We start from the raw sequence: 18,501 nt of genomic DNA, 5'->3' as shown, positions 1-18,501 counted from the left end.
CGACCCGCCCCCGCCCCAAGGAGTTTCATGCACCACGCCGCGCCCGACGCAGGCCGTTCCACGTCCTCGCACAGCCTGCCGAGCGGCCGGCGGGCCGACGTGCCGACGCCCTTGCCGACGCCCGACGAGGCGACCGCGCACACCCTGCTGAACTGCCTGCTGCGCGAGGTCTCCGGCCCCGAGCGGCAGGCCGCGGTGACCGACGGGCACCTGCTGATCCGGCTGCCCCGTGCCGACGCGCTGCTGCGCGTCGCCGTACGCCGGACCTCGCTCACCGGGGCCCACCGGTTCCGCGGCCCGGTGGGCAGGCTGTCCGGACGCGCCTGGCGCGAACTCGGCTGGGAGGACCTGGCCAGCCTGGTGGCACGGGAGTTGACGGCGCATCGCGGCGCCGCGAACGACGAGTTCGTCGACCAGGTGCGGTCCAGCCGCGACACCGTCGCCGCGATCCTGGCCGGGCGCACCGGCCCGGACGACGCGAAACCCGACTACCTCGCCTCCGAGCAGGCCCTGTTATTCGGCCACCGGTTCCACCCGGCCCCCAAGGCCCACAGCGGCACGGTCACCGACCGGGTGCGCTACGGACCGGAGACCACACACGCGTTCCCGCTGCGCTATCTCGGCGTACGCAGCGAACTCGTCCGCGAGGAGGCGGTGCGCGGCGACGCGCTCGCCTCCGTGGACCGTCTGCGGCCCGTCCCCGACGGCTACCGGCTGCTGCCCGTACACCCGTGGCAGTTCACCCTCCTGACGCACAATCAGTTGCTGCGGGCGGCCCTCGCGGACGGACGGCTGCGCGATCTCGGCTCGGGCGGGCCCGAGTTCGTGCCGACCGCGTCGGTGCGCACGCTCGCCGGCGACGGCTGCTTCCTGAAGTTCAGCCTCGGCGTGCGGATCACCAACTGCGTGCGCAAGAACGCGTGGTACGAACTCTCCGGCGCTGTCGCGCTCACCCGCATCCTCGCCGGGCCCGCCCGCGAAACCGCCCGGCGCCACCCGGGCTTCGCGCTGCTGCCGGAACCGGCGTACCGCACCGTCGACCTGGGCGACAAGGAACTCCTGGAGGGCTTCGGCGTCATCGTGCGCGAGGGTGTCGACGCGTACGGCCCGGGCACGCCGTTGCTCGCCGCGGCCGTCGCCGACGAGTACCCGGTCTCAGCCGCGCACGTCTCGCGGCTCATCCCCGATCCGACCGCCGAACGGGTCGGCCGGTGGTGGCGGGACTACCTCGACCTGCTCGTCCCGCCCGTGCTCACCCTGTTCTTCGAACACGGCGTGGTCCTCGAACCGCACCTGCAGAACGTGTTGGTCTGCGTCGACGACGAAGGCCGGCCGGTGCGCATGCTGTTCCGCGACCTGGAGGGCACCAAGCTGCTCGCCGACCGGTACGCCGCCGACCTGGCCGCGCTCCCGGCCGACGTCGCCGGGCCGATGACGTACGACGCCGACCGGGGCTGGAACCGCGTCGTGTACTGCCTGCTCGTGAACCACGTCGGGGAGACCGCCGCCGCACTCGCCGACCTGTGCCCGGCCGCCGAGGCGGGCCTGTGGGGTGCCGTCCGGGCGGTGCTGCTCGACTACGCGCGGCGCCACGGCTGCCCCGCGCGGCTTGAGGCGCTGCTGTCCGGGGCGCCACTGCCGGCGAAGGCCAACCTGATGACGCGCTGGCACCGGTCGGCGGACCGGGAGGCGGGCTATGTTCCGGTGCCCAGCCCGCTCGGCGCGGCGTTCCTGACCGGTGCGGACCGGCGGGGCGGCCAGGGCGGCGGCCGAGGCATCCGGCAGATCATCTCCCCCGGCGGCGTTCCCTGGGTCGGTCCCGGTGTCGACCCCGGTGTCGACCCCGGTTTCGACCCCGGTGGCGATTCCGGTGGCGATGCCGCCTCCGATCCCCCCTCCGACACAGCCGGTCGGCGGCCGTGCGAACAACGACAGAAGGAGGCCCAGCCTTGGCACGCGTGACCGCGAACGATCCGGCTCCCGAGTGGGGCGGCCCCGCCGCGCCCCGGGGCGACGCGCCCGTCGCGGACGTGGTCCGGGCCCACGCGCACGCGCTGCCCGACACGCAACTGCCCGCCTATGTCCACGACATCGACGGCCTGGCCCGCCACGCGGCCGACGTCTCGACCGCGTCGGCGGAGGGCGCGTCCGGGGCCGCACCCCGCGTCGAGCTGTACTACGCCGCCAAGGCCAACCCGGCCCCCGAGATCCTCCGCGCCCTCGCCCCGCACGTCCACGGCATCGAGGTCGCGTCCGGCGGCGAGCTGGCCCACGTGCGCGGCGCCGCCCCGGGGGTTCCGATCGCGTTCGGCGGGCCGGGCAAGACCGACGGCGAGTTGGACGCGGTGGTGGCAACCGGCGTCCACAGGCTGCACGTCGAGAGCGAACACGAGCTGCGGCGCGCCGCCGCCTTCGCCCGCGCCCACGGCCGCGCGGTCGACGTCCTGCTGCGCGCGAACCCCCCGGTCGACGTGCCCGGCGGACCGGCCGCCGTCCCGCTGGCGATGGGCGGCCGACCGAGCCCCTTCGGCATGGACCCCGACGCGCTCGACCGCTGCGCCCGCGTGGCGGCCGACGAACCCCGGCTGCGCCTGCTCGGCATCCACGCGCACCTGGCGAGCGGGCTCGACGCCGCCGCTCTCGGGCTCCTGGCCGAACACCTGCTCGACTGGGCCGTAGGCTGGGCCGCCCGCAACCGGCTCGACCTGCGGGAACTCAACGTCGGCGGCGGCATGGCCGTCGACTACCACCGACCCGAACACAGGTTCGATTGGCGCGCGTACGGCAAAGCCCTCGCCGCGACGGCCGCCCGGCCGAACGCCCCCGTGCTGCGCATCGAGCCCGGCCGCGCGCTCACCGCGTACCACGGCTGGTATGTGACCGACATCCTGGACGTCAAGCACAGCCGCGGCGAGACCTTCGCCGTCGTCCGAGGCGGCACCCACCACCTGCGCACCCCCGCCGCGCGCGGCCACAGCCAGCCGCTCGCCGTACTGCCGCGCGACGGGTGGCCGCACCCGTGGCCGAGGCCCGGCGTGCGCGATGAACCGGTCACGTTCGTCGGGCAGTTGTGCACCCCCAAGGACGTCCTGGCCGCGCACGTGCCGGTGCCGGGCGAGGTGCGTGTCGGCGACCGCGTCGCCTTCGCGATGGCCGGGGCGTACGCCTGGAACATCTCGCACCGGGACTTCCTCATGCACCCGCCGCCGACCTTCCACTACCCGACCGCCGACGGAACCCATTTGGAGCAGGCCGGGCGGCGTACGTAGAGTTCAGCGGATACCCGCGAAACCTCCCGCGCGGCCGAGCGCGGCCCGGGGCCGCCCGGCCCCGGGCGCGCCGCGCGCCACGACCAGGAACGGCCCCGGACATGACAGCGAGCCACGACGACGCCGAAATCCCCGGCGGCACGGCTTCCGGCCCCACCGTTCCCGGCACGCGCACCCCCGACGCCTCAGGCGCCCCCGGCACGCATGCGCCCGATACGAATGTCCCCGGCATCGCCCCCGAGAGGCTCGCCCTCTGCCTCGACGTGCTCGCCGAGCTGGACCGCCTCCCGACCGAGCACCCCGACGCGGTCCGGGTGCGCACCGCCGTCGCGCACATCTTCAAGAGCCTCAAGGAGCGCCGCCGCGCGGACCGCAAGGCACGCGTGACGGCCGCGGACCAGGCCGTCACCGCCGCCACCGCGACCGGCTCGCCCGACCGCATCGACGACGAGACGCAGGGCATCCCGATCAGCTCGTCGACGGTCGGCGCGCTCGCGGGCGTCCTGCAACGCCCGCGCGGCTGCTACATCTGCAAGCAGCGGTACGTCGAAGTCGACGCGTTCTACCACCAGTTGTGTCCGGACTGCGCGAAGGTCAACCGCGAGCGCCGCGACGCCCGCACCGACCTGACCGGACGCCGCGCCCTGCTCACCGGCGGGCGCGCCAAGATCGGCATGTACATCGCCCTGCGCCTGCTGCGCGACGGCGCGCACACCACGATCACCACCCGTTTCCCGAACGACGCGATCCGCCGCTTCACCGCGATGCCGGACAGCGGCGACTGGATCCACCGCCTCCGCATCGTGGGCATCGACCTGCGCGACCCCGCCCAGGTCATCGCTCTGGCCGACTCCGTCGCGGAGGCCGGGCCGCTCGACATCCTCATCAACAACGCGGCGCAGACGGTACGCCGCACCCCGCAGGCGTACGCGGCCCTCGTCGCCGCCGAGGACGGCCCGCTCCCCGCCGGCGCGCTCCCCGAGTCGGTCACCTTCGGCCACATCGCGGGGTCGGGCCACGTGGCGCTCCCGTCGGCGTCGCCCGCGGGCGGCGGTGGTCTCGACCCCCAGGCGCTCACCGCCCTCGCCCTGACCAGCGGCTCGGCGTCCCTCGCCCGCATCGAGACGGGCACCGCGATCGACGCGGGCGGCCTCATCCCCGACCTCGACTCCTCGAACAGCTGGGTGCAGCGCGTCCACGAGGTCGACCCGATCGAGCTGCTCGAAGTGCAGCTCTGCAACGTGACCGCGCCGTTCCTCCTCGTCAGCCGCCTGCGCCCGGCCATGGCGGCGGCCCCGGCGCGCCGCAAGTACGTCGTCAACGTCTCGGCGATGGAAGGCCAGTTCAGCCGCGGCTACAAAGGCCCCGGCCACCCGCACACCAACATGGCGAAGGCCGCGCTCAACATGCTGACGCGCACCAGTGCCGCGGAAATGCTCACCGACGGCATCCTGATGACCGCCGTCGACACCGGCTGGATCACCGACGAGCGCCCGCACCCCACCAAGATGCGCCTCGCCGACGAGGGCTTCCACGCCCCGCTCGACCTCGTCGACGGCGCGGCCCGCGTCTACGACCCCATAGTGCGCGGCGAGTCGGGCGAGGACGTGTACGGCTGTTTCCTCAAGGACTATGCGCCGTCCCCCTGGTGACGCACCGTCAGCCCGATCGGCCGCCCGTCACACGGCGGCGCCGACCAACCCCCGGACAGGCTCTCGGAGTTCGCTTCGGAAGAAGTCCATGAACCCGTCGGGGTCCGGCCCCGCGTTCTGCAGGACGAGCCGGTCGAAGCCCGCGTCCGCGTAGCTCCGCGCGGCCCGCAGGTACGGCTCGGGGTCCGGACCGCACGCGAAGGCGTCGCGGATGTCCTCCGGCCGTACGGTCGCCGAGGCGGCGTCGAAGTTGACCGGGTTGGGCAGCTCGCTCATCACCTTCCACCCCGTGAGCGCCCACCGCGACGTCTCCAGGGCCGCCCGAACGGCGGTGTCCGTGTCCGGCGCCCACGCCATCGGAACCTCGGCGTACCGGGGCCCCCGGCCACCCGCGTCGCGGTACTGCCGGACGATCTCGGGCTTGTCCTCCGTGGCGAACAGCCCGTCGCCGAGTTCGGCCGCGATCCGGGCCGCGTTCCCGCCTCCGGCGGCGACGGCGATGAGGGGCGGTTGCTCCGGCAGATCGAACACACGCGCGTCGCGGCAGCTCAGATACCGGCCGTCGTACGACCGGTACCCGCCGCTCCACAGCAGGCGGATGATCTCCAGCGCCTCGCGCAGCATCGCGTGGCGCACGTCGACGGAGTCGGGGAAGCCGTCTCCGACCACGTGCTCGTTGAGGCGTTCGCCGGACCCGACACCGAGGACGAAACGCCCGTCGGACACCAGTGCGAGCGTCGCCGCCGCCTGCGCGACGACCGCCGGGTGGTAGCGGACGGTCGGGCAGGTGACGCCGGTGGCGAGCCCGATCCGCTCGGTCTCGGCGGCGATGGCCCCGAACACCGTCCAGGCGAACGGGGAATGGCCCTGGTTGTCGAGCCAGGGGTGGTAGTGGTCGCTCATCTCCACGAAATCGAACCCGGCGGCCTCGGCGGCGACGGCCTGGCGGACGAGTTCGCGCGGCCCGAAGGCCTCGGCGGCCAATTTGTACCCGATCTCCATGGGGATTCCCGTCCCTCTCGCAGCGGCGGCGCCCGGTCCCGGCGACACCCGCGGGCCGCGACCGACCCACGCGTGTCCCCTGTGCCGAGGCTGTCCGCGACGCCACGGACGACACTTGGGCGCGTGCCGCGGGCCGTACACGCCCGCGAACAGCTGGGCCGGGCACGGATTCCGAGGGCCCGACGGCGGAGACGGAGGGGGCTGTCGCGCGATGCGGCCCGGCGTGCCGTCGCGCCCTCAGGACGTTCACCCCGCGCGGCCCTTCCGGAACCGCGCGGCGTCACGCACCCATCGCGTCGGCCAGCAGATCCCGCAGCGACGCGATGATCGCGCTCCGGGCGGCCCCCGTCGGCGGTGCCAGGTCGAGGGCGTCGGCCAGCCAGATGCCGTCGACCGCGAAGCGGATGACCGCCGCGATGTGCGGCGGCACCCCGTCGGCGTCGAGGCGGGCCTGCCAGTGCCGGTACGTCTCGCGCAGCGCGTCCAGCGTGGTGGGGCTGACGATCGCGGAGGCCAGCAGGGCCAGCACGGGCTGCGTGGCGGGCCCGGTCTCCTGCTCCGCCGAGCGCAGGTACGCCTCGGTGGCCGCTCCGGGGACGTCGCCCGCCGCCGTGATCAGTTCGTCGAACGCGGCGATGTCCCGGGCGATCAGCCCCTCGATCAGCAGTTCCTTCGACGCGAAGTGGTAGAACAGCCCGCCCTTGCTGACCCCGGCCTCCTTGGCCACGGCGGCGATCGTGACGGCGTCGCCGCCCTCGCGGACCAGCAGGCGCGTGGCCGCGTCCAGGATCCGGCCGCGGGAGGCCTCCGCCCGGGAACTCACCACATCGCACCGCCCGGGAGCTGGAGGAAGGTCATGCGGCGACTGTACCGGACGCCCGGGCTATAAACCGGACGTCCGGTACAGTAAAATCCCGGGCATGTTCCTCATAGCCGCCATCGCCGCGGAAGTCTTCGCGACCAGCTCCCTGCGCGCGGCCACCGACGCCGACACGGCCTGGCCCTGGTGGGCAGCCGCCACCGTCGGCTACGTGGCCTCGTTCACCCTGCTCTACGCCGCACTCTCCGGCGGCACGTCGCTGGCCTCCGCCTACGCCATCTGGTCCGGCGCGGGCGTCGCCCTCACCGCGATCGTCTCCTGGCTGATCTTCTCCGAACGCCTCACCCCCGGCGCCCTCGCCGGCATGACCCTCGTCGTGGCCGGCGTCGTCCTCATCGAGCTGTACGGCAAGTCCGGCACAGGCGCGGGCGCGTGAGGAGCGTCGCCCAAGGCGACCGCAGTCCGTCCTGGACGCCGTGGAGGATTGCGGTTGACCCGGCCGGCCTGAAAGACCAAGCCGTGGCCGCGCCGCCGCGTCCGGAGGCGGCGTCCCCGGTCCGCGACCGCGCCGGAGGACCCGGCGGTTGACCGCCGCCGCCGCGGAGGTTCGTCCCGCGAACGCTCACGGCGTGGGGAGTTCGCGGAGGACTTCCTCCCACCACGCGCGGCCCGTGGCGGGGCGCGGGGTGCCCTCGGCGGTGAGGACGACATGGGTGCCGGAGCGGCGGAGGGTGGCGATCGCGGTGGGGTAGCGCGGATGCGCGGCGAGGGCGGAGCCGAAGGCGGGTGCGGCGACCGTGGGGAGGTGGGGGCCTATCGCCTCGTTGAGGACGCCGACGGCCGGGTTGTCGTTGATCCCGGTGACCCACTTGTTGAGCGTGTTGAAGGTCAGCGGCGCGGCCAGCACGGCGTGCGGAGCGGGGAACGGGCTTTCCTCACCCGGCAGTCGGTCGGCCGAACGCGCGGGTCGGCCGGCGGCTTCCGCGATCTCGTCGAGCGCGTCGTCCAGCCAACGGGCCGCGGTCGGGGTGAGCGTGACGTACGGGTCCCAGCCCCACGCGCGGATCAGGCGCAGCGCGTAGGGCAGTTCGAGCACCGGCGGCGCGGCGCTCGCGACCACGTGCAGTGCGGGCAGTCGTGACATGCGCCGAAGGGTAGGGCCTGCCGCATCGGAAGGGCGTAAACGTTCCTTCGCGGCACCGAGCGGCACCGAGCGGCACCGAGCGGTGGCGGGCCGTGGCGGGCGCTGGCTGACCGGCGGATGCGCCTGGCATGGACGGGCGCGGCCGGCCCGCGCGCGTCGGGCCCGGGACCGAGAGGAGGCCGCGATGTCGAGGCCCCTACAATGCCTGGCATGTCTCGCGCCGCGTCCCTCTCCTCCGTCTGGCCGATCCTGCACTATGACGACACGAGATCCGCGTTGCGCTTCCTGGTCGACGTGCTCGGTTTCACCGAAGTGGTCGCCGCCGCGGACGAGCACGGCGGCATCGGGCACGCGGAGGTCCACTGGCCCGGCGGCGGGGCGCTGGTGTTCGGTTCGACGCGGCACCGGGAGAGCGTGCACGGGGCGATGCGGGCCGGGACCAGTGCGGTGTACGTGGTCACCGACGACGTGGACGCCGTGCACCGGCGCGTGTGCGACGCGGGAGGCGAGGTCCTGGAGCCGCCGCACGACGCCGTGTTCGGGTCGGGCGCGCGGGCGTACGCGTGCACCGTGCGCGACCCCGAGGGCAACCTGTGGACGTTCGGCACGTACGGCGGCCCCGCGTAGCGCGACCGCCGCGGCACGCACAGGCAACGGGCCTCCCTACCCGCTGAGTTCGCGCGCGCCCCGGCGGCCCGGGCACCGGCACGGCGCCGGTGCGCGGTTCGTGACGCGGGCTTGCCGGCGGGACGTGGGCGCGGAGGGGACGTGGGGGCGTTGCCGGGCGATACGCTCCGCTCGACGCCATGCCGATCGGAGTCCCTCCCGTGCCCCGTCTCCTGCGCCGCGCCTCCGCGCCCGCGCGTGCTGTGCCCCGTGTCCGCACCGCCGACCTTCCCGCCGCGCGCGGACCGGGCACGGCCGAACGGCCTTCGTACGCCTATCTGTCGTGGCTGCGGGTGATCGCCATCGTGGCGGTCGTGTCGATCCACACGACCGGGCTCACGATGACCGACGAAACCCTGCGCGGCAGTGCGGTGTGGTGGACGGCGGCGATCGTGAACGTCGGATCGACGTGGGCCGTCCCGGTGTTCGTGATGATCAGCGGCGCGCTGCTGCTGCGCGCGCGGCCGGGCGAGGACGCGTACGGGTTCTACCGGCGGCGCTTGGCACGCATCGCCGTGCCGCTGGTCTTCTGGCACGCGTTCTACATCGCGTTCAAGGCGGCGGTGAAGGACTACCGGCCGACCCTCGACAAGGTCGTCGGGGACCTGCTGTTGGCGCGGACCTACACGGCGCTGTATTTCTTCTGGCTGATCCTGGGCCTGTATCTGGTGGCGCCGGTGCTGCGTGTGTTCCTGGCCAAGGCCTCGTCCCGCGACCGCTGGTTGATCACGGGGCTCGCGGTGGCCTTCGGGATCGGCGTCCAGATCACCAACGCCTACATCCAGGTACGCGAACTCGGCGCCCCCGCGCTGCGGTTGACGGCACCGACCTACTTCCTGCCGTACGTGGGCTACTTCATGCTCGGCCACATGCTCCGCGACGTGGTGCTGACGGCACGTCAACGCCTGGTCGCCGCCGTCCTGTTGGTGCTCGCGACGACCGAACTCGTCTGGCAGCACACCCACGCGGCGGACCTCCCGCTCGATTTCGCGGTGGCACTGCCCCCGAACACGCTCGGCCCCGTCACCGCCCTGTGCTCCGCCCTGGTGTTCCTGCTGGCCCGTGGAACCCTGGACCGTGCGGGCCGCGTCGGACGGGCGACGAGCGACCTCGTGCTGGGCGTATTCGGCTGCCATCTCGCGGTGTTGTACGGCTTCCAGCAGTGGTACGGCATGCGGGACGGCGCCACGACACTGCCGGGGCTCGCCCTGCTGCTCGGCTCGACCGTCGCCGCGGCGTTCGCGATCAGCCTCGCGGCGTCACGCGTCCCGCTGCTGCGGAAGGCGTTCTGATCCGGGCAGGGCGGTCCCGGCGACGACCCGTCAGGCGGGTTGTGTCTCAGGTGAGTTGGCCGAAGCGGACGAGTGCCGCCTCGAAGGCGGACGGCCCCACGCTGAGCGGGGCCGTGAACGGGTCGCGCATCTGGTAGACGAGCAGAATCCCGAAGCCGACGACGGCGCCGGCGAATCCGAGCAGGGCGATGTTGCGGCGGTTGGCGGTCATGCCGACGACCGGCGGGTAGACCAGCACCAGGACACCCGCGACGATCATCGCGGCGAACAGCACCGAGGGGGACACGGCGTCGAGGTCGGCGAGGCGGGCGTAGCGCTTGACGTAGACCTCGTCCACCGCCTCGGACGTGGCCTCGAAGCCCGAGGCCCTGCGGTCTTCCGGCACCGCGTTCAACGCGCCCTGCACGGCGTCGAGTTCGCGCCAGGCCGCGGGTGAGGCGTGGTGCCGGGCCAGGTCCGGCCACTCGTCGTCGATGACGGTGTGCGTGTACGCGGTGATGCGGTCGCGCACTTCGTCGCGGTCCCGCGCGTCGAGTTGGCCCGCGCTGGAGTACGCCTTGGCCAGCACGCGGGCCTCTTCGTGGGCGTGCGACCGTGCCACGGACTGGAGTTGCCACGCGCCGACGATGAGGAACCCGGTGACGAGGATGAACGACGACAGGACGACGCCGCCCGCGAAGGACAGCGCCTGGGAGTTGAACTCCCCTTCGCGGCTGCGCGCGCTTCGGCCGAGCCACAGTGCGGCACCGACCGCGAGGCAGGTGCCCGCGACGGTGCACAGGATCCACACGGCAAGGGTCATGACGGCCTCCCGGACCGGCCGCGTGCGTCCGCGCCGCGCCCGAAGGCGGCGAGGGCGGCCGGGATGATGGCGAGCACGAGGGCGAAGCCGAGCCACGTCACGAGGTCCCACGCGTCGGTCTCGTCGCCGGGGGCGGGCGGCCTGTGCGGCGGCTCGGCGGCGACCGGCGTGTGCGCGGGCGACGTGGGCGGCTCGGACTCCGGTGCGGGCAGGTCGGGTTCACGATCCGGCTGGACCTGTGCGACCGCCGGGGCGGCACGGGCGAGGGTGGCCGGTGCCGGGTCGGGCTCCTCGGGTTCCGTCTCGGGTGCGGGCACCGGCGACGAGCGCGGAGCCGGGGGCGGAGGGGGCGCGGCGGCCGGCGGGGGTTCGGGGCTCGGCGGGTCCGGCGGATCCGGGACGGCGGGCGGCGCCGGTGGGGCCGGGGCGCTCGGCTCAGGCGCCGGCGGGGGCGGCGGCTGAGGCGGCGTCACGGTCGGCGTCGGCGTCGGCGTCGGCGTCACCGTCGGCGGCGCGGGCGGCGGTGGCGGCGGGGGCGGAGGCGGGTGCGGGCACGGGCAGCCGCAGCGGAGGCCGCCCACGAGGGGCAGGACGCTCAGCGTCTGCCCGACCGCGTCGACCAGGACGCACAGCGCGGTGGGGATCAGCCCGGCGTACGGCCGCGGTTGCCCCGTGGGCCACGGGTGGTCGCCGATCGGATGATGGGCCGTCAGAAGCTGTGTCGGGACTTGGTGTCGCGCGGGGTGTTCGGGCAGCGCGGCGGCGGGCGGGACGGCCCAGGCCAGCGTGCAGATCGCCAGCGGCACGGCGCCGCGTCGGGCGCGGGAAGCCGAACGTGCGTACTTCACAGGCATGATCACAGCGTGGGCGTGTCGCGGCGGCCGTGCGGCGGGTTCGCGGCAAGATAGCCCTTTCGTGTGGTCCTGCGGCAACTCCCCGAAAAATCAGGCGTGTTCGGGTGCGCCAGGGAGCGGGCCACGCCGGGGCGCACGATCCCGTACGCCCCCGCACACCACCGCACTCCCCCCTTCGGCCCCCGCCCCGCCGGGAACCGTGCGTGCACGCACACGCCGTTGTCGGGTCGCACCCGTTTCATTCACACACTTTCGTGTCATTGATCGCGATTTTCGCGGCCCCCAGGATGGTTGGCGCAACGCGACTCACTGCTCGCGGGCGCCTACTGGGGAGGGCATTGCCACATGACGGTCGATGCGGGTCACGACATCGGGGCGGGCGGCGCGGGCCGACCGCAGAGCCTCGGCACCGCGGCAGCGCGGAACCTGGCGACGACGACCAAGTCCGCGCCGCAGATGCAGGGCATCAGCTCCCGGTGGCTGCTGCGCATGCTCCCGTGGGTGAACGTCGCCGGTGGCACGTACCGTGTCAACCGGCGCCTCAGCCACGCGGTCGGACGCGGTCGGGTCGGCTTCGCGCAGACCGCCGACCGGTTCCGGGTTGTCCCCCCGACACTGCGCGAACTCCCGTTGCTGCGGGGCTTCGACGACGAGGACGTGCTCGCGGCGATCGCCGACCGGTTCGCGCAGCGCGCGTTCGCGCCGGGCGAGGTGATCGCCGAGGCCGGGCGACCGGCCGACGAGGTGTACCTGGTCGCGCACGGCAAGATCAACAAGCTGGGCGACGGCAAGTACGGCGACCGGAAGGTCGTCGGAGTCCTCGCGGACGGGGACCACTTCGGCGACGAGACGCTGACCGAGGACGACGGCAGGTGGGCGTACTCCGCGACCGCGTCGACCGCCGGGACGCTCATGGTCCTGACCCGCCGGGCGTTCCGGTCGCTGGTCGAGCAGTCGCCCGAGCTCCTGGTGCAGATCGCGCAGTTCCTGGCCGGCGCGCAGCGGTCGACGAACCGGCACGGCGAGGCCGAGATCGAGCTGTCCTCCGGCCACGAGGGCGAGATCGACCTGCCGAACACGTACGTCGACTACGAGTTGGCCCCGCGCGAATACGAACTCAGCGTCGCCCAGACGGTGTTGCGCGTGCACAGCCGCGTCGCCGACCTCTACAACGAGCCGATGAACCAGATCGAGCAGCAACTCAAGCTGACGGTCGAGGCGTTGCGCGAGCGGCAGGAGCACGAGCTGGTCAACAACCCCGAGTTCGGACTGCTGCACAACGCCGACCACGGGCAGCGGATCCACACCCACCACGGTCCGCCGACTCCCGACGACATGGACGAACTGCTCAGCCGCCGCCGGGACACGACGCTGCTCCTCGCACACCCGCGGACCATCGCCGCGTTCGGCCGCGAGTGCGGCAAGCGCGGCCTGTACCCCGACGCGATCGACCTCCAGGGCACCCGGGCGACGACGTGGCGGGGTGTGCCGGTGCTGCCGTGCGACAAGATCCCGATCCAGGACGGGCACATCTCCAGCGTCCTCGCGATGCGCCTCGGCGAGTCGAACCAGGGCGTGATCGGCCTCCACCAGATCGGCCTGCCCGACGAGTTCGAGCCGAGCCTGTCGGTGCGGTTCATGGGGATCGACGAGAAGGCGATCATCTCGTACCTGGTGAGCGCGTACTACTCGGCCGCCGTTCTGGTGCCGGACGCGCTGGGCGTCCTGGAGAACGTCGAGATCGCCCGGCCGAGCGACTGAGCCGCCACCCGCCGGGCTCTGAGCCCGGGCACCACTGAGACGCCTCCCCTCGGGGGTACGGCCGGGTCGGGGAGGTCCCGGGCGTACCCCCGCGGCGCCGTGCGTCACGCCCGAACGCGCACGCCCCCGAAAACCCGCGGATCGAACCCCCCGGAACCCCGGAACCGAAAATCCGAGAAGCACACCCCCGAACAACCACAGACCCGAGGCACAGACCCGAGCACCGACGCGCAACCCCTGTCGCGAACGACCACGCACACCACGAGGGGCCGTCATGAGTCTGTCCGGAATCCTCATCATCCTCGGTACCCTGCTGGGCGTCGCCGCCTGCATCCTGGTCGTGCAGCGCTTCGTCCCCCACCCGCTCCGCGAACGCCACAACGACGTCGCGGGGTTCATCTTCGCCGCCGTCGGCGTCCTGTACGCCATGCTGCTGGCGTTCGTCGTCATCGCGGTCTGGGAGAACCACTCCGCCGCCCGCGAGAGCACGTTCCAGGAGGCGGACGAACTCGCGGGCCTGTACTGGGTGTCCCGCGAACTCCCGATGCCGCTGGGCGGCCGACTGGAGCAGCAGACCATCGACTACGCGGAGACGGTCATGCACAAGGAATGGCCGCTGATGGCCGAGCACCACAGCAGTCCCGAGGCGACCCGGCTGGTGTACGAGCTGCGCGAGGGCATCATGGCGTACCACGCGAACGGCCCGCGCGAGGAACTCCTCTACGACCGCGCGGTGACGCACCTGGAGAACCTGGCCTCCGCACGCCGCGAACGCCTCAACCAAGTCGGCGAGGAGGTCCCGACATTGCTGTGGACCGCCCTCATCGCCGGAGCGGTGATCACCATCGGCTTCACGTTCCTGTTCGGGCTGTCCAACACGTTCACCCACACCCTCATGGTGCTCATGCTGACCGGTCTGGTCGTGGTCTCGCTCGTGGTGATCCGCGAGATGGACTTCCCGTTCAACGGCGCGACCAAGGTCGACCCGACGGCGTTCGAGGTCTTCCTCGACCGCCTGCCACCGCCGCGCGCCGCCGCGTGACGGCACCCGCAAGAAGGGACGGCGGGACGGCGGGGGCGGCGTACACCGCCCCACACCGTCCCGCCGTCACACGCGTCCGGTCAGCCGACCGGCCTCAGTACCTCCGGTCCACCACGGCGCCGGTGGCCGCGTTGAACTCGATGTAGCCGTACTGGAAGTTGGAGCGCCGCCCGCCCGGTATGGCGAACTCGCCGCTGGTCGGGTAGCCGAGGTACGACAGCTCCCAGCCCAGCGCCGACCAGCGGTCCCGTATCGAGCCGTACACCTCGTGGGCGCCGGTGGACGACGACCAGTAGATGGACCCGTACTCGAAGTGGTTGTACCGCCCGGCCCCGTACGGCGTGGCCGTCTCGTTGGTGGTCGGGAAGCCCAGCACGCTGCTGTCCCAGCCGAGCGCGGCGTACCGGTCGAAGATCGTCCCGTACACGCTGTGCGCCCCCGGCCCGAACTTCCAGTAGATCGCGCCGTTTTGGAAGTTGTTGTAGCGGCCGACCCCGTTGGCGGTGGGCAGTTCGTCGGTCGTCGGGTAACCGTGCGGCCCCAGCTCCCACCCGAGGTTCGACCACACCGTGCGGATGTCGCCGTAGATCATGTGCGCCCCGGTGTTGGGCGACCAGTACGACGACGCGAGCCCGCTCGCGACCGTGCCCGCGAAGTGGTTGAACCGCCCCACGCCGTCGGGAGTCGCGGTCTCGTCCGTGGTCGGCGCGCCGAACGCGACGTGGCCGCCGTAGGCGAGGTAGTCGGTGAGGATCCCGCCGTGTACCTCGTGCACCCCGGTCGCGGGCGTCCAGTACGCGCGCCCGCCCGCGAAGTCCCGGTAGCGCAGCGCCGCGTCACCGGTCTCCGGGCCGGTCGGAGCGCCGAGCTGCGTCCGGAACTGCCCGTCGCCCTGGTACCGGCGGTCGATCGGCGTCAGGTACGTGGTCGTCAGCGTGAGGTCGTTGTCCGGCATCACCAACTCCCGTGCGCGAGGCGCCCCGTCGGTCCACGACGCGAAGGTCGCGACACCGTCCACGGCGACCTCGGGGGCTATGACCGTGACGGTCGCCCCGACGGTGATCGGCACACTGCGCACCGCGACCGCGTTGACGGTCACCGCGGCCGGGGTGGCGCCCGCGATCTCCAGCGTGCGCAGTTTCGGCTTGGCGGTGTACGTCGCGCTCGCGACCACGCCGTGCTCGTCCCTCGCCGACGCGGTCAGCACGAGGCTGGTGTTGTCGCCGTGGTCGGTGAACGGCACGTCGTAGGTGCCGCCGTCGAACGAGGTCCCCGGGTGCTCGTGGCAGTACGGCCCGCTGCAGTGCAGGATCACCGACGACCAGGTCACGGTCAGCGGCCCGTCCTCGGCGTCCTGCGCGGTCGCGGTGAGGTGGACCGGCTCCCCGACCTTGAACACGGTCCCGGCCGGGGGCGTGGTCAGCGTCAGTTCGGGAGCGTTGTTGGCCGGCACCACGACGATGTCGGCCGTGCCGGTCGCCCCCGCGGCGTCGCGTACGGTCAGCCGCGCGGTGAGGGGCTCGGTGCCGGGCGCCGCGTACTGGTGGCTGACGCGCATGCCCGTCGCCGACGTCCCGTCGCCGAAGTCCCATTCATAGGTGAGCGCGTCGCCGTCGAGGTCGGTGGACGAGCCGCCGTCGAAGGTGACGGTCCGGGTCGCCGCGTCGGTGGTCGTGGTGGCCTTCGCGGTCGGCGGCCGGTTGCCCGGCGCGTAGACGAGGCGGCGCAGCTTGGCACCGCCGATGTCCGCGTAGACGATGTCGCCGTTGACGGCGGTGGAGAACTTCACGGGCCCGCCGATCCCGGTCCCGAAGCCGTTCGGCTCGGGGGCGCGGGTGAGGTTGCCCGCGGTGTCGTAGCGCAGCGTGTAGAGGCGCCCGGACGAGTAGTCGCCGAAGAAGTAGGCGCCGCGGTACGCCTCGGGGTACGAGCTGCCCGTGTAGACGACGCCGCCGGTCACCGACGTGCCCATCGTGCCGTGCTGGTACGTCCACAGCGGCTCGGCCGTTCCGACGCCCTTGCACGCGTCCAGGTCGCGGTAGCCCGGCGTCCGGGTGGCGCCTTCCCAGCAGGGCCAGCCGTAGTTGGAGCCGGGGCGGACGATGTCGACCTCCTCCCACGTGTTGTAGCCGACGTCGCCCTGGATCGGCGCGCCGGTGGTGGGGTCGAGGCTGAAGCGGAACGGGCTGCGGAAGCCGTACGCGTAGACGCGGCTGCGCCACGAGTTCGGGTCGGCCGCGGAGTAGAACGGGTTGCCCGGCACGCCCCGGCCGTCCGGGTACAGGTGCAGGATCTTGCCGTAGCCGGTGTTGAGGTCCTGCGAGCGGAACGCGAGCGCGTCGACGAACCGGTAGTCGGCGCTGTCCCCGATCGACACCCACAGTGTTCCGTCGTCGGCGGCGATGACGGTGGTGATGGCGTGGGAGTTCGAGTTGGCGACGAGGTCGATGATGATCACCGAGTTGTCGAGTCCGGTCGGTTCACCGGTCCCGGTGACCTTCCAGGACTCCAGGCGCAGGTGCCAGACGCCGTTGATGGTGACCACACGCGTGATGTAGACCGTGCGCGAGGTCGTGTAGTCGTGGGCGACGGCGAGGCCGACGAGACCGAGGTCCTGTTCCGTCTCGACGGGCAGTTGGGCGACGGTGCGTGCGACGCCGGCCGCGGAGACCCACGCGACGCGGCCGTTCTTGCCGGTGGTGAAGTAGCCGCCGTCCGGGGTCCAGGCGAAGTCGGTCAGCAACTCGCTTTGCCCGGACGGCATGTCGCGCAGTTGGAACCCCGCCGGCAGTGCGGGTGCGGCGGAGGCTCGGCCGCTGCCCTGGATCACCGCGATGGGTATCGCGAGCAGTGCGGCGAGCAGGAACGTCCAGAAGATGTTCCTGGGACGTCTTGCGGGACTCACAAGCATGAAAAGGGCCCCCAGGCAGAACAACGGAAAATATACGTTGTCGTGTTTGACGTTTGCCCTTGGCCTGAGGTTGGGTTGCTTTCCCTATTTTTTACTGCCAACCGCGCAACGTGTCGGCGTCATGTCGTTTAGTGATCAAGTCGGCTCTCTCCGCCGCGCCGCGTCAACGGTCGGTCACGGGCCGGTCGACCCGCGGTCAACCGACGGCTACGGCCCGGTGCCGGACGTGCAGGTCGGCGTGGTGGTGGTGCAGCGCGGCGACCCAGTCGACGAGGGCGCGCGCCTGCCGGACCGCCGCCGCGGCCTCGGGGCCGTCGGGTTCCCGCTCGAACACCCCCACGCCGTGGTCGAGTTGGGTCTTCCACGCGCCGAACAACACGGTCGCGCTCTGGAACGCGGCGGGAACGGAGTGTCCGTACTCGCGCATGAGGACCGGCACGAGTGTCATCCGCGCACCGGTCGCCACGGCGGCCCGGAACCCGATCAGGTCCTCGTCGACGCCCGTGAGCAGCCCCGCCAGTTCCGCGAGTTGCGGTACGCCGGGCGCGGTCGGCGCGTCGGGCCGGCCGAGCGCCGGATCGAGCCGCTGCGGCACGATCAGCATCGGAACGGCGGTGCGGTCCACACGGTTGTCGAGGAACTCGGTGAGCGTGGGCGTCACATCGCGGGTGACCCAGTCGTGCTCGCGGCGTGCGGCGGCGGTGTGCCGGGTCAGGGCGCCGGCCAGCTCGGGCAGCAGCGCGGCGCCGCCCGCGGCGGTGATGCGGTCCGCGAGGTCGGCCAGGGTGAAGTGCAGCGCGTCGGGTGTGGTGCGCGCGCCGCCGAGGATGCCGGCCAGGGAGGCGCCGTACGCCGGGTCCCAGCCGGTTCTCGTGCCGTGTTCGGCGAACGCGGCGAGCCAGGTGGCGAAGAACCCGGTGATCCGCAGCGCGTGCGTCGGCGCGTCGCGCATCGCCTCGGCGACCGGGAGGACCGGGTTCACCAGGTCGACCGGCCCGCCGGGCTCGGCCGGGTGCAGGCCGCCGCCGCGGGCCCACGCACGGGCCTCGGCCGCGACGGACGCGGTGTCGGGATGGGTGGCGGCGCGCGGGCAGCGCGAGTCGGCGTGGGCCGTGGCCGCGGCGATCAGCGACGCGATGTCGCCCCGTGGCACGGTCAGCGCTCCGGGCGCATGGGCTGAATCATGGGCATGCCCTCCCACGGGAGTCGGCGACCCAAACCACCGGATCTCGGAAACCACTCGTTTGGCTCACCCGGGCGCGAATCCGTGGTCTTGGTTTTGTGCA

The 18,501-nt window shown here is 72.8% G+C and carries 15 protein-coding genes; 8 read left to right on the top strand and 7 right to left on the bottom strand.

The window, feature by feature from the left end:
- Positions 1 to 27: 27 nt before the first annotated feature.
- The 3 genes from LO772_RS29415 to LO772_RS29405 all read left to right on the top strand — a co-directional run bounded on the left by LO772_RS29415 (position 28) and on the right by LO772_RS29405 (position 4,921).
- On the top strand, positions 28 to 1,962 hold the full coding sequence (locus LO772_RS29415) for an IucA/IucC family protein (protein WP_231775051.1): 1,935 nt from the start codon (positions 28 to 30) through the stop codon (positions 1,960 to 1,962).
- A gap of 68 nt (positions 1,963 to 2,030) precedes the next feature.
- The gene (locus LO772_RS29410) at positions 2,031 to 3,269 is read left to right on the top strand and encodes a type III PLP-dependent enzyme (RefSeq protein ID WP_231779777.1); all 1,239 of its coding nucleotides are present in this window, start codon (positions 2,031 to 2,033) and stop codon (positions 3,267 to 3,269) included.
- Between the two features lie 101 nt (positions 3,270 to 3,370).
- The gene (locus LO772_RS29405; RefSeq protein ID WP_231775050.1) at positions 3,371 to 4,921 is read left to right on the top strand and encodes an SDR family NAD(P)-dependent oxidoreductase; all 1,551 of its coding nucleotides are present in this window, start codon (positions 3,371 to 3,373) and stop codon (positions 4,919 to 4,921) included.
- Positions 4,922 to 4,948: 27 nt separating this feature from the next.
- Here LO772_RS29405 and LO772_RS29400 read toward each other — a convergent pair whose 3' ends face one another.
- Together LO772_RS29400 and LO772_RS29395 are read right to left on the bottom strand one after the other, a co-directional pair.
- Positions 4,949 to 5,923 (bottom strand): TIGR03557 family F420-dependent LLM class oxidoreductase, encoded by a 975-nt coding sequence (locus tag LO772_RS29400; RefSeq protein WP_231775049.1) that lies wholly within the window; start codon positions 5,921 to 5,923, stop codon positions 4,949 to 4,951.
- A 280-nt stretch (positions 5,924 to 6,203) separates the two neighbouring features.
- Positions 6,204 to 6,746 carry a TetR/AcrR family transcriptional regulator gene (locus LO772_RS29395; protein ID WP_231775048.1) on the bottom strand — a complete coding sequence of 181 codons (543 nt, stop codon included), beginning with the start codon at positions 6,744 to 6,746 and terminating at the stop codon, positions 6,204 to 6,206.
- Positions 6,747 to 6,843: 97 nt separating this feature from the next.
- Here LO772_RS29395 and LO772_RS29390 point away from each other — a divergent pair, with 97 nt between their 5' ends.
- Positions 6,844 to 7,179, top strand: a complete 336-nt coding sequence (locus LO772_RS29390) for a DMT family transporter (protein ID WP_231775047.1) — start codon at positions 6,844 to 6,846, stop codon at positions 7,177 to 7,179.
- Between the two features lie 186 nt (positions 7,180 to 7,365).
- Here LO772_RS29390 and LO772_RS29385 read toward each other — a convergent pair whose 3' ends face one another.
- Positions 7,366 to 7,887: a flavoprotein gene (locus tag LO772_RS29385; RefSeq protein ID WP_231775046.1), complete on the bottom strand. Its 522-nt coding sequence runs from the start codon at positions 7,885 to 7,887 to the stop codon at positions 7,366 to 7,368.
- 210 nt (positions 7,888 to 8,097) lie between these two features.
- Between LO772_RS29385 and LO772_RS29380 the strand changes: the two genes are divergently transcribed.
- The gene (locus LO772_RS29380) at positions 8,098 to 8,514 is read left to right on the top strand and encodes a VOC family protein (RefSeq protein ID WP_231775045.1); all 417 of its coding nucleotides are present in this window, start codon (positions 8,098 to 8,100) and stop codon (positions 8,512 to 8,514) included.
- Positions 8,515 to 8,693: 179 nt separating this feature from the next.
- Complete coding sequence (locus LO772_RS29375; protein WP_231775044.1) at positions 8,694 to 9,845, top strand: acyltransferase; 1,152 nt, start codon at positions 8,694 to 8,696, stop codon at positions 9,843 to 9,845.
- Positions 9,846 to 9,891: 46 nt separating this feature from the next.
- On the opposite strand, the gene LO772_RS29370 is transcribed toward LO772_RS29375, so the two are convergent.
- Complete coding sequence (locus tag LO772_RS29370; RefSeq protein ID WP_231775043.1) at positions 9,892 to 10,647, bottom strand: bestrophin-like domain; 756 nt, start codon at positions 10,645 to 10,647, stop codon at positions 9,892 to 9,894.
- The gene (locus LO772_RS29365) at positions 10,644 to 11,501 is read right to left on the bottom strand and encodes a hypothetical protein (protein ID WP_231775042.1); all 858 of its coding nucleotides are present in this window, start codon (positions 11,499 to 11,501) and stop codon (positions 10,644 to 10,646) included. The genes LO772_RS29370 and LO772_RS29365 overlap by 4 nt, the downstream gene beginning before the upstream one ends.
- Positions 11,502 to 11,846: 345 nt before the next feature.
- On the opposite strand from LO772_RS29365, the gene LO772_RS29360 reads away from it, so the two are divergent.
- The gene (locus LO772_RS29360; RefSeq protein ID WP_231775041.1) at positions 11,847 to 13,262 is read left to right on the top strand and encodes a family 2B encapsulin nanocompartment shell protein; all 1,416 of its coding nucleotides are present in this window, start codon (positions 11,847 to 11,849) and stop codon (positions 13,260 to 13,262) included.
- Positions 13,263 to 13,536: 274 nt separating this feature from the next.
- Positions 13,537 to 14,304, top strand: coding sequence for a bestrophin-like domain (locus LO772_RS29355; RefSeq protein ID WP_231775040.1), 768 nt, complete (start codon positions 13,537 to 13,539; stop codon positions 14,302 to 14,304).
- A gap of 94 nt (positions 14,305 to 14,398) precedes the next feature.
- Here LO772_RS29355 and LO772_RS29350 read toward each other — a convergent pair whose 3' ends face one another.
- Entirely contained in the window at positions 14,399 to 17,209 is a 2,811-nt protein-coding gene (locus tag LO772_RS29350) for a PQQ-dependent sugar dehydrogenase (protein ID WP_231775039.1), read from the bottom strand.
- Between the two features lie 202 nt (positions 17,210 to 17,411).
- Positions 17,412 to 18,368, bottom strand: coding sequence for a terpene synthase family protein (locus LO772_RS29345; RefSeq protein ID WP_231775038.1), 957 nt, complete (start codon positions 18,366 to 18,368; stop codon positions 17,412 to 17,414).
- Between the last annotated feature and the right edge of the window lie 133 nt (positions 18,369 to 18,501).

The organism is Yinghuangia sp. ASG 101, assembly GCF_021165735.1.
In the GTDB taxonomy this organism is placed as follows: domain Bacteria; phylum Actinomycetota; class Actinomycetes; order Streptomycetales; family Streptomycetaceae; genus Yinghuangia.
The sequence above is the reverse complement of the archived record's forward strand: the minus strand, read 5'-3'. Positions and strand labels throughout refer to the sequence as shown.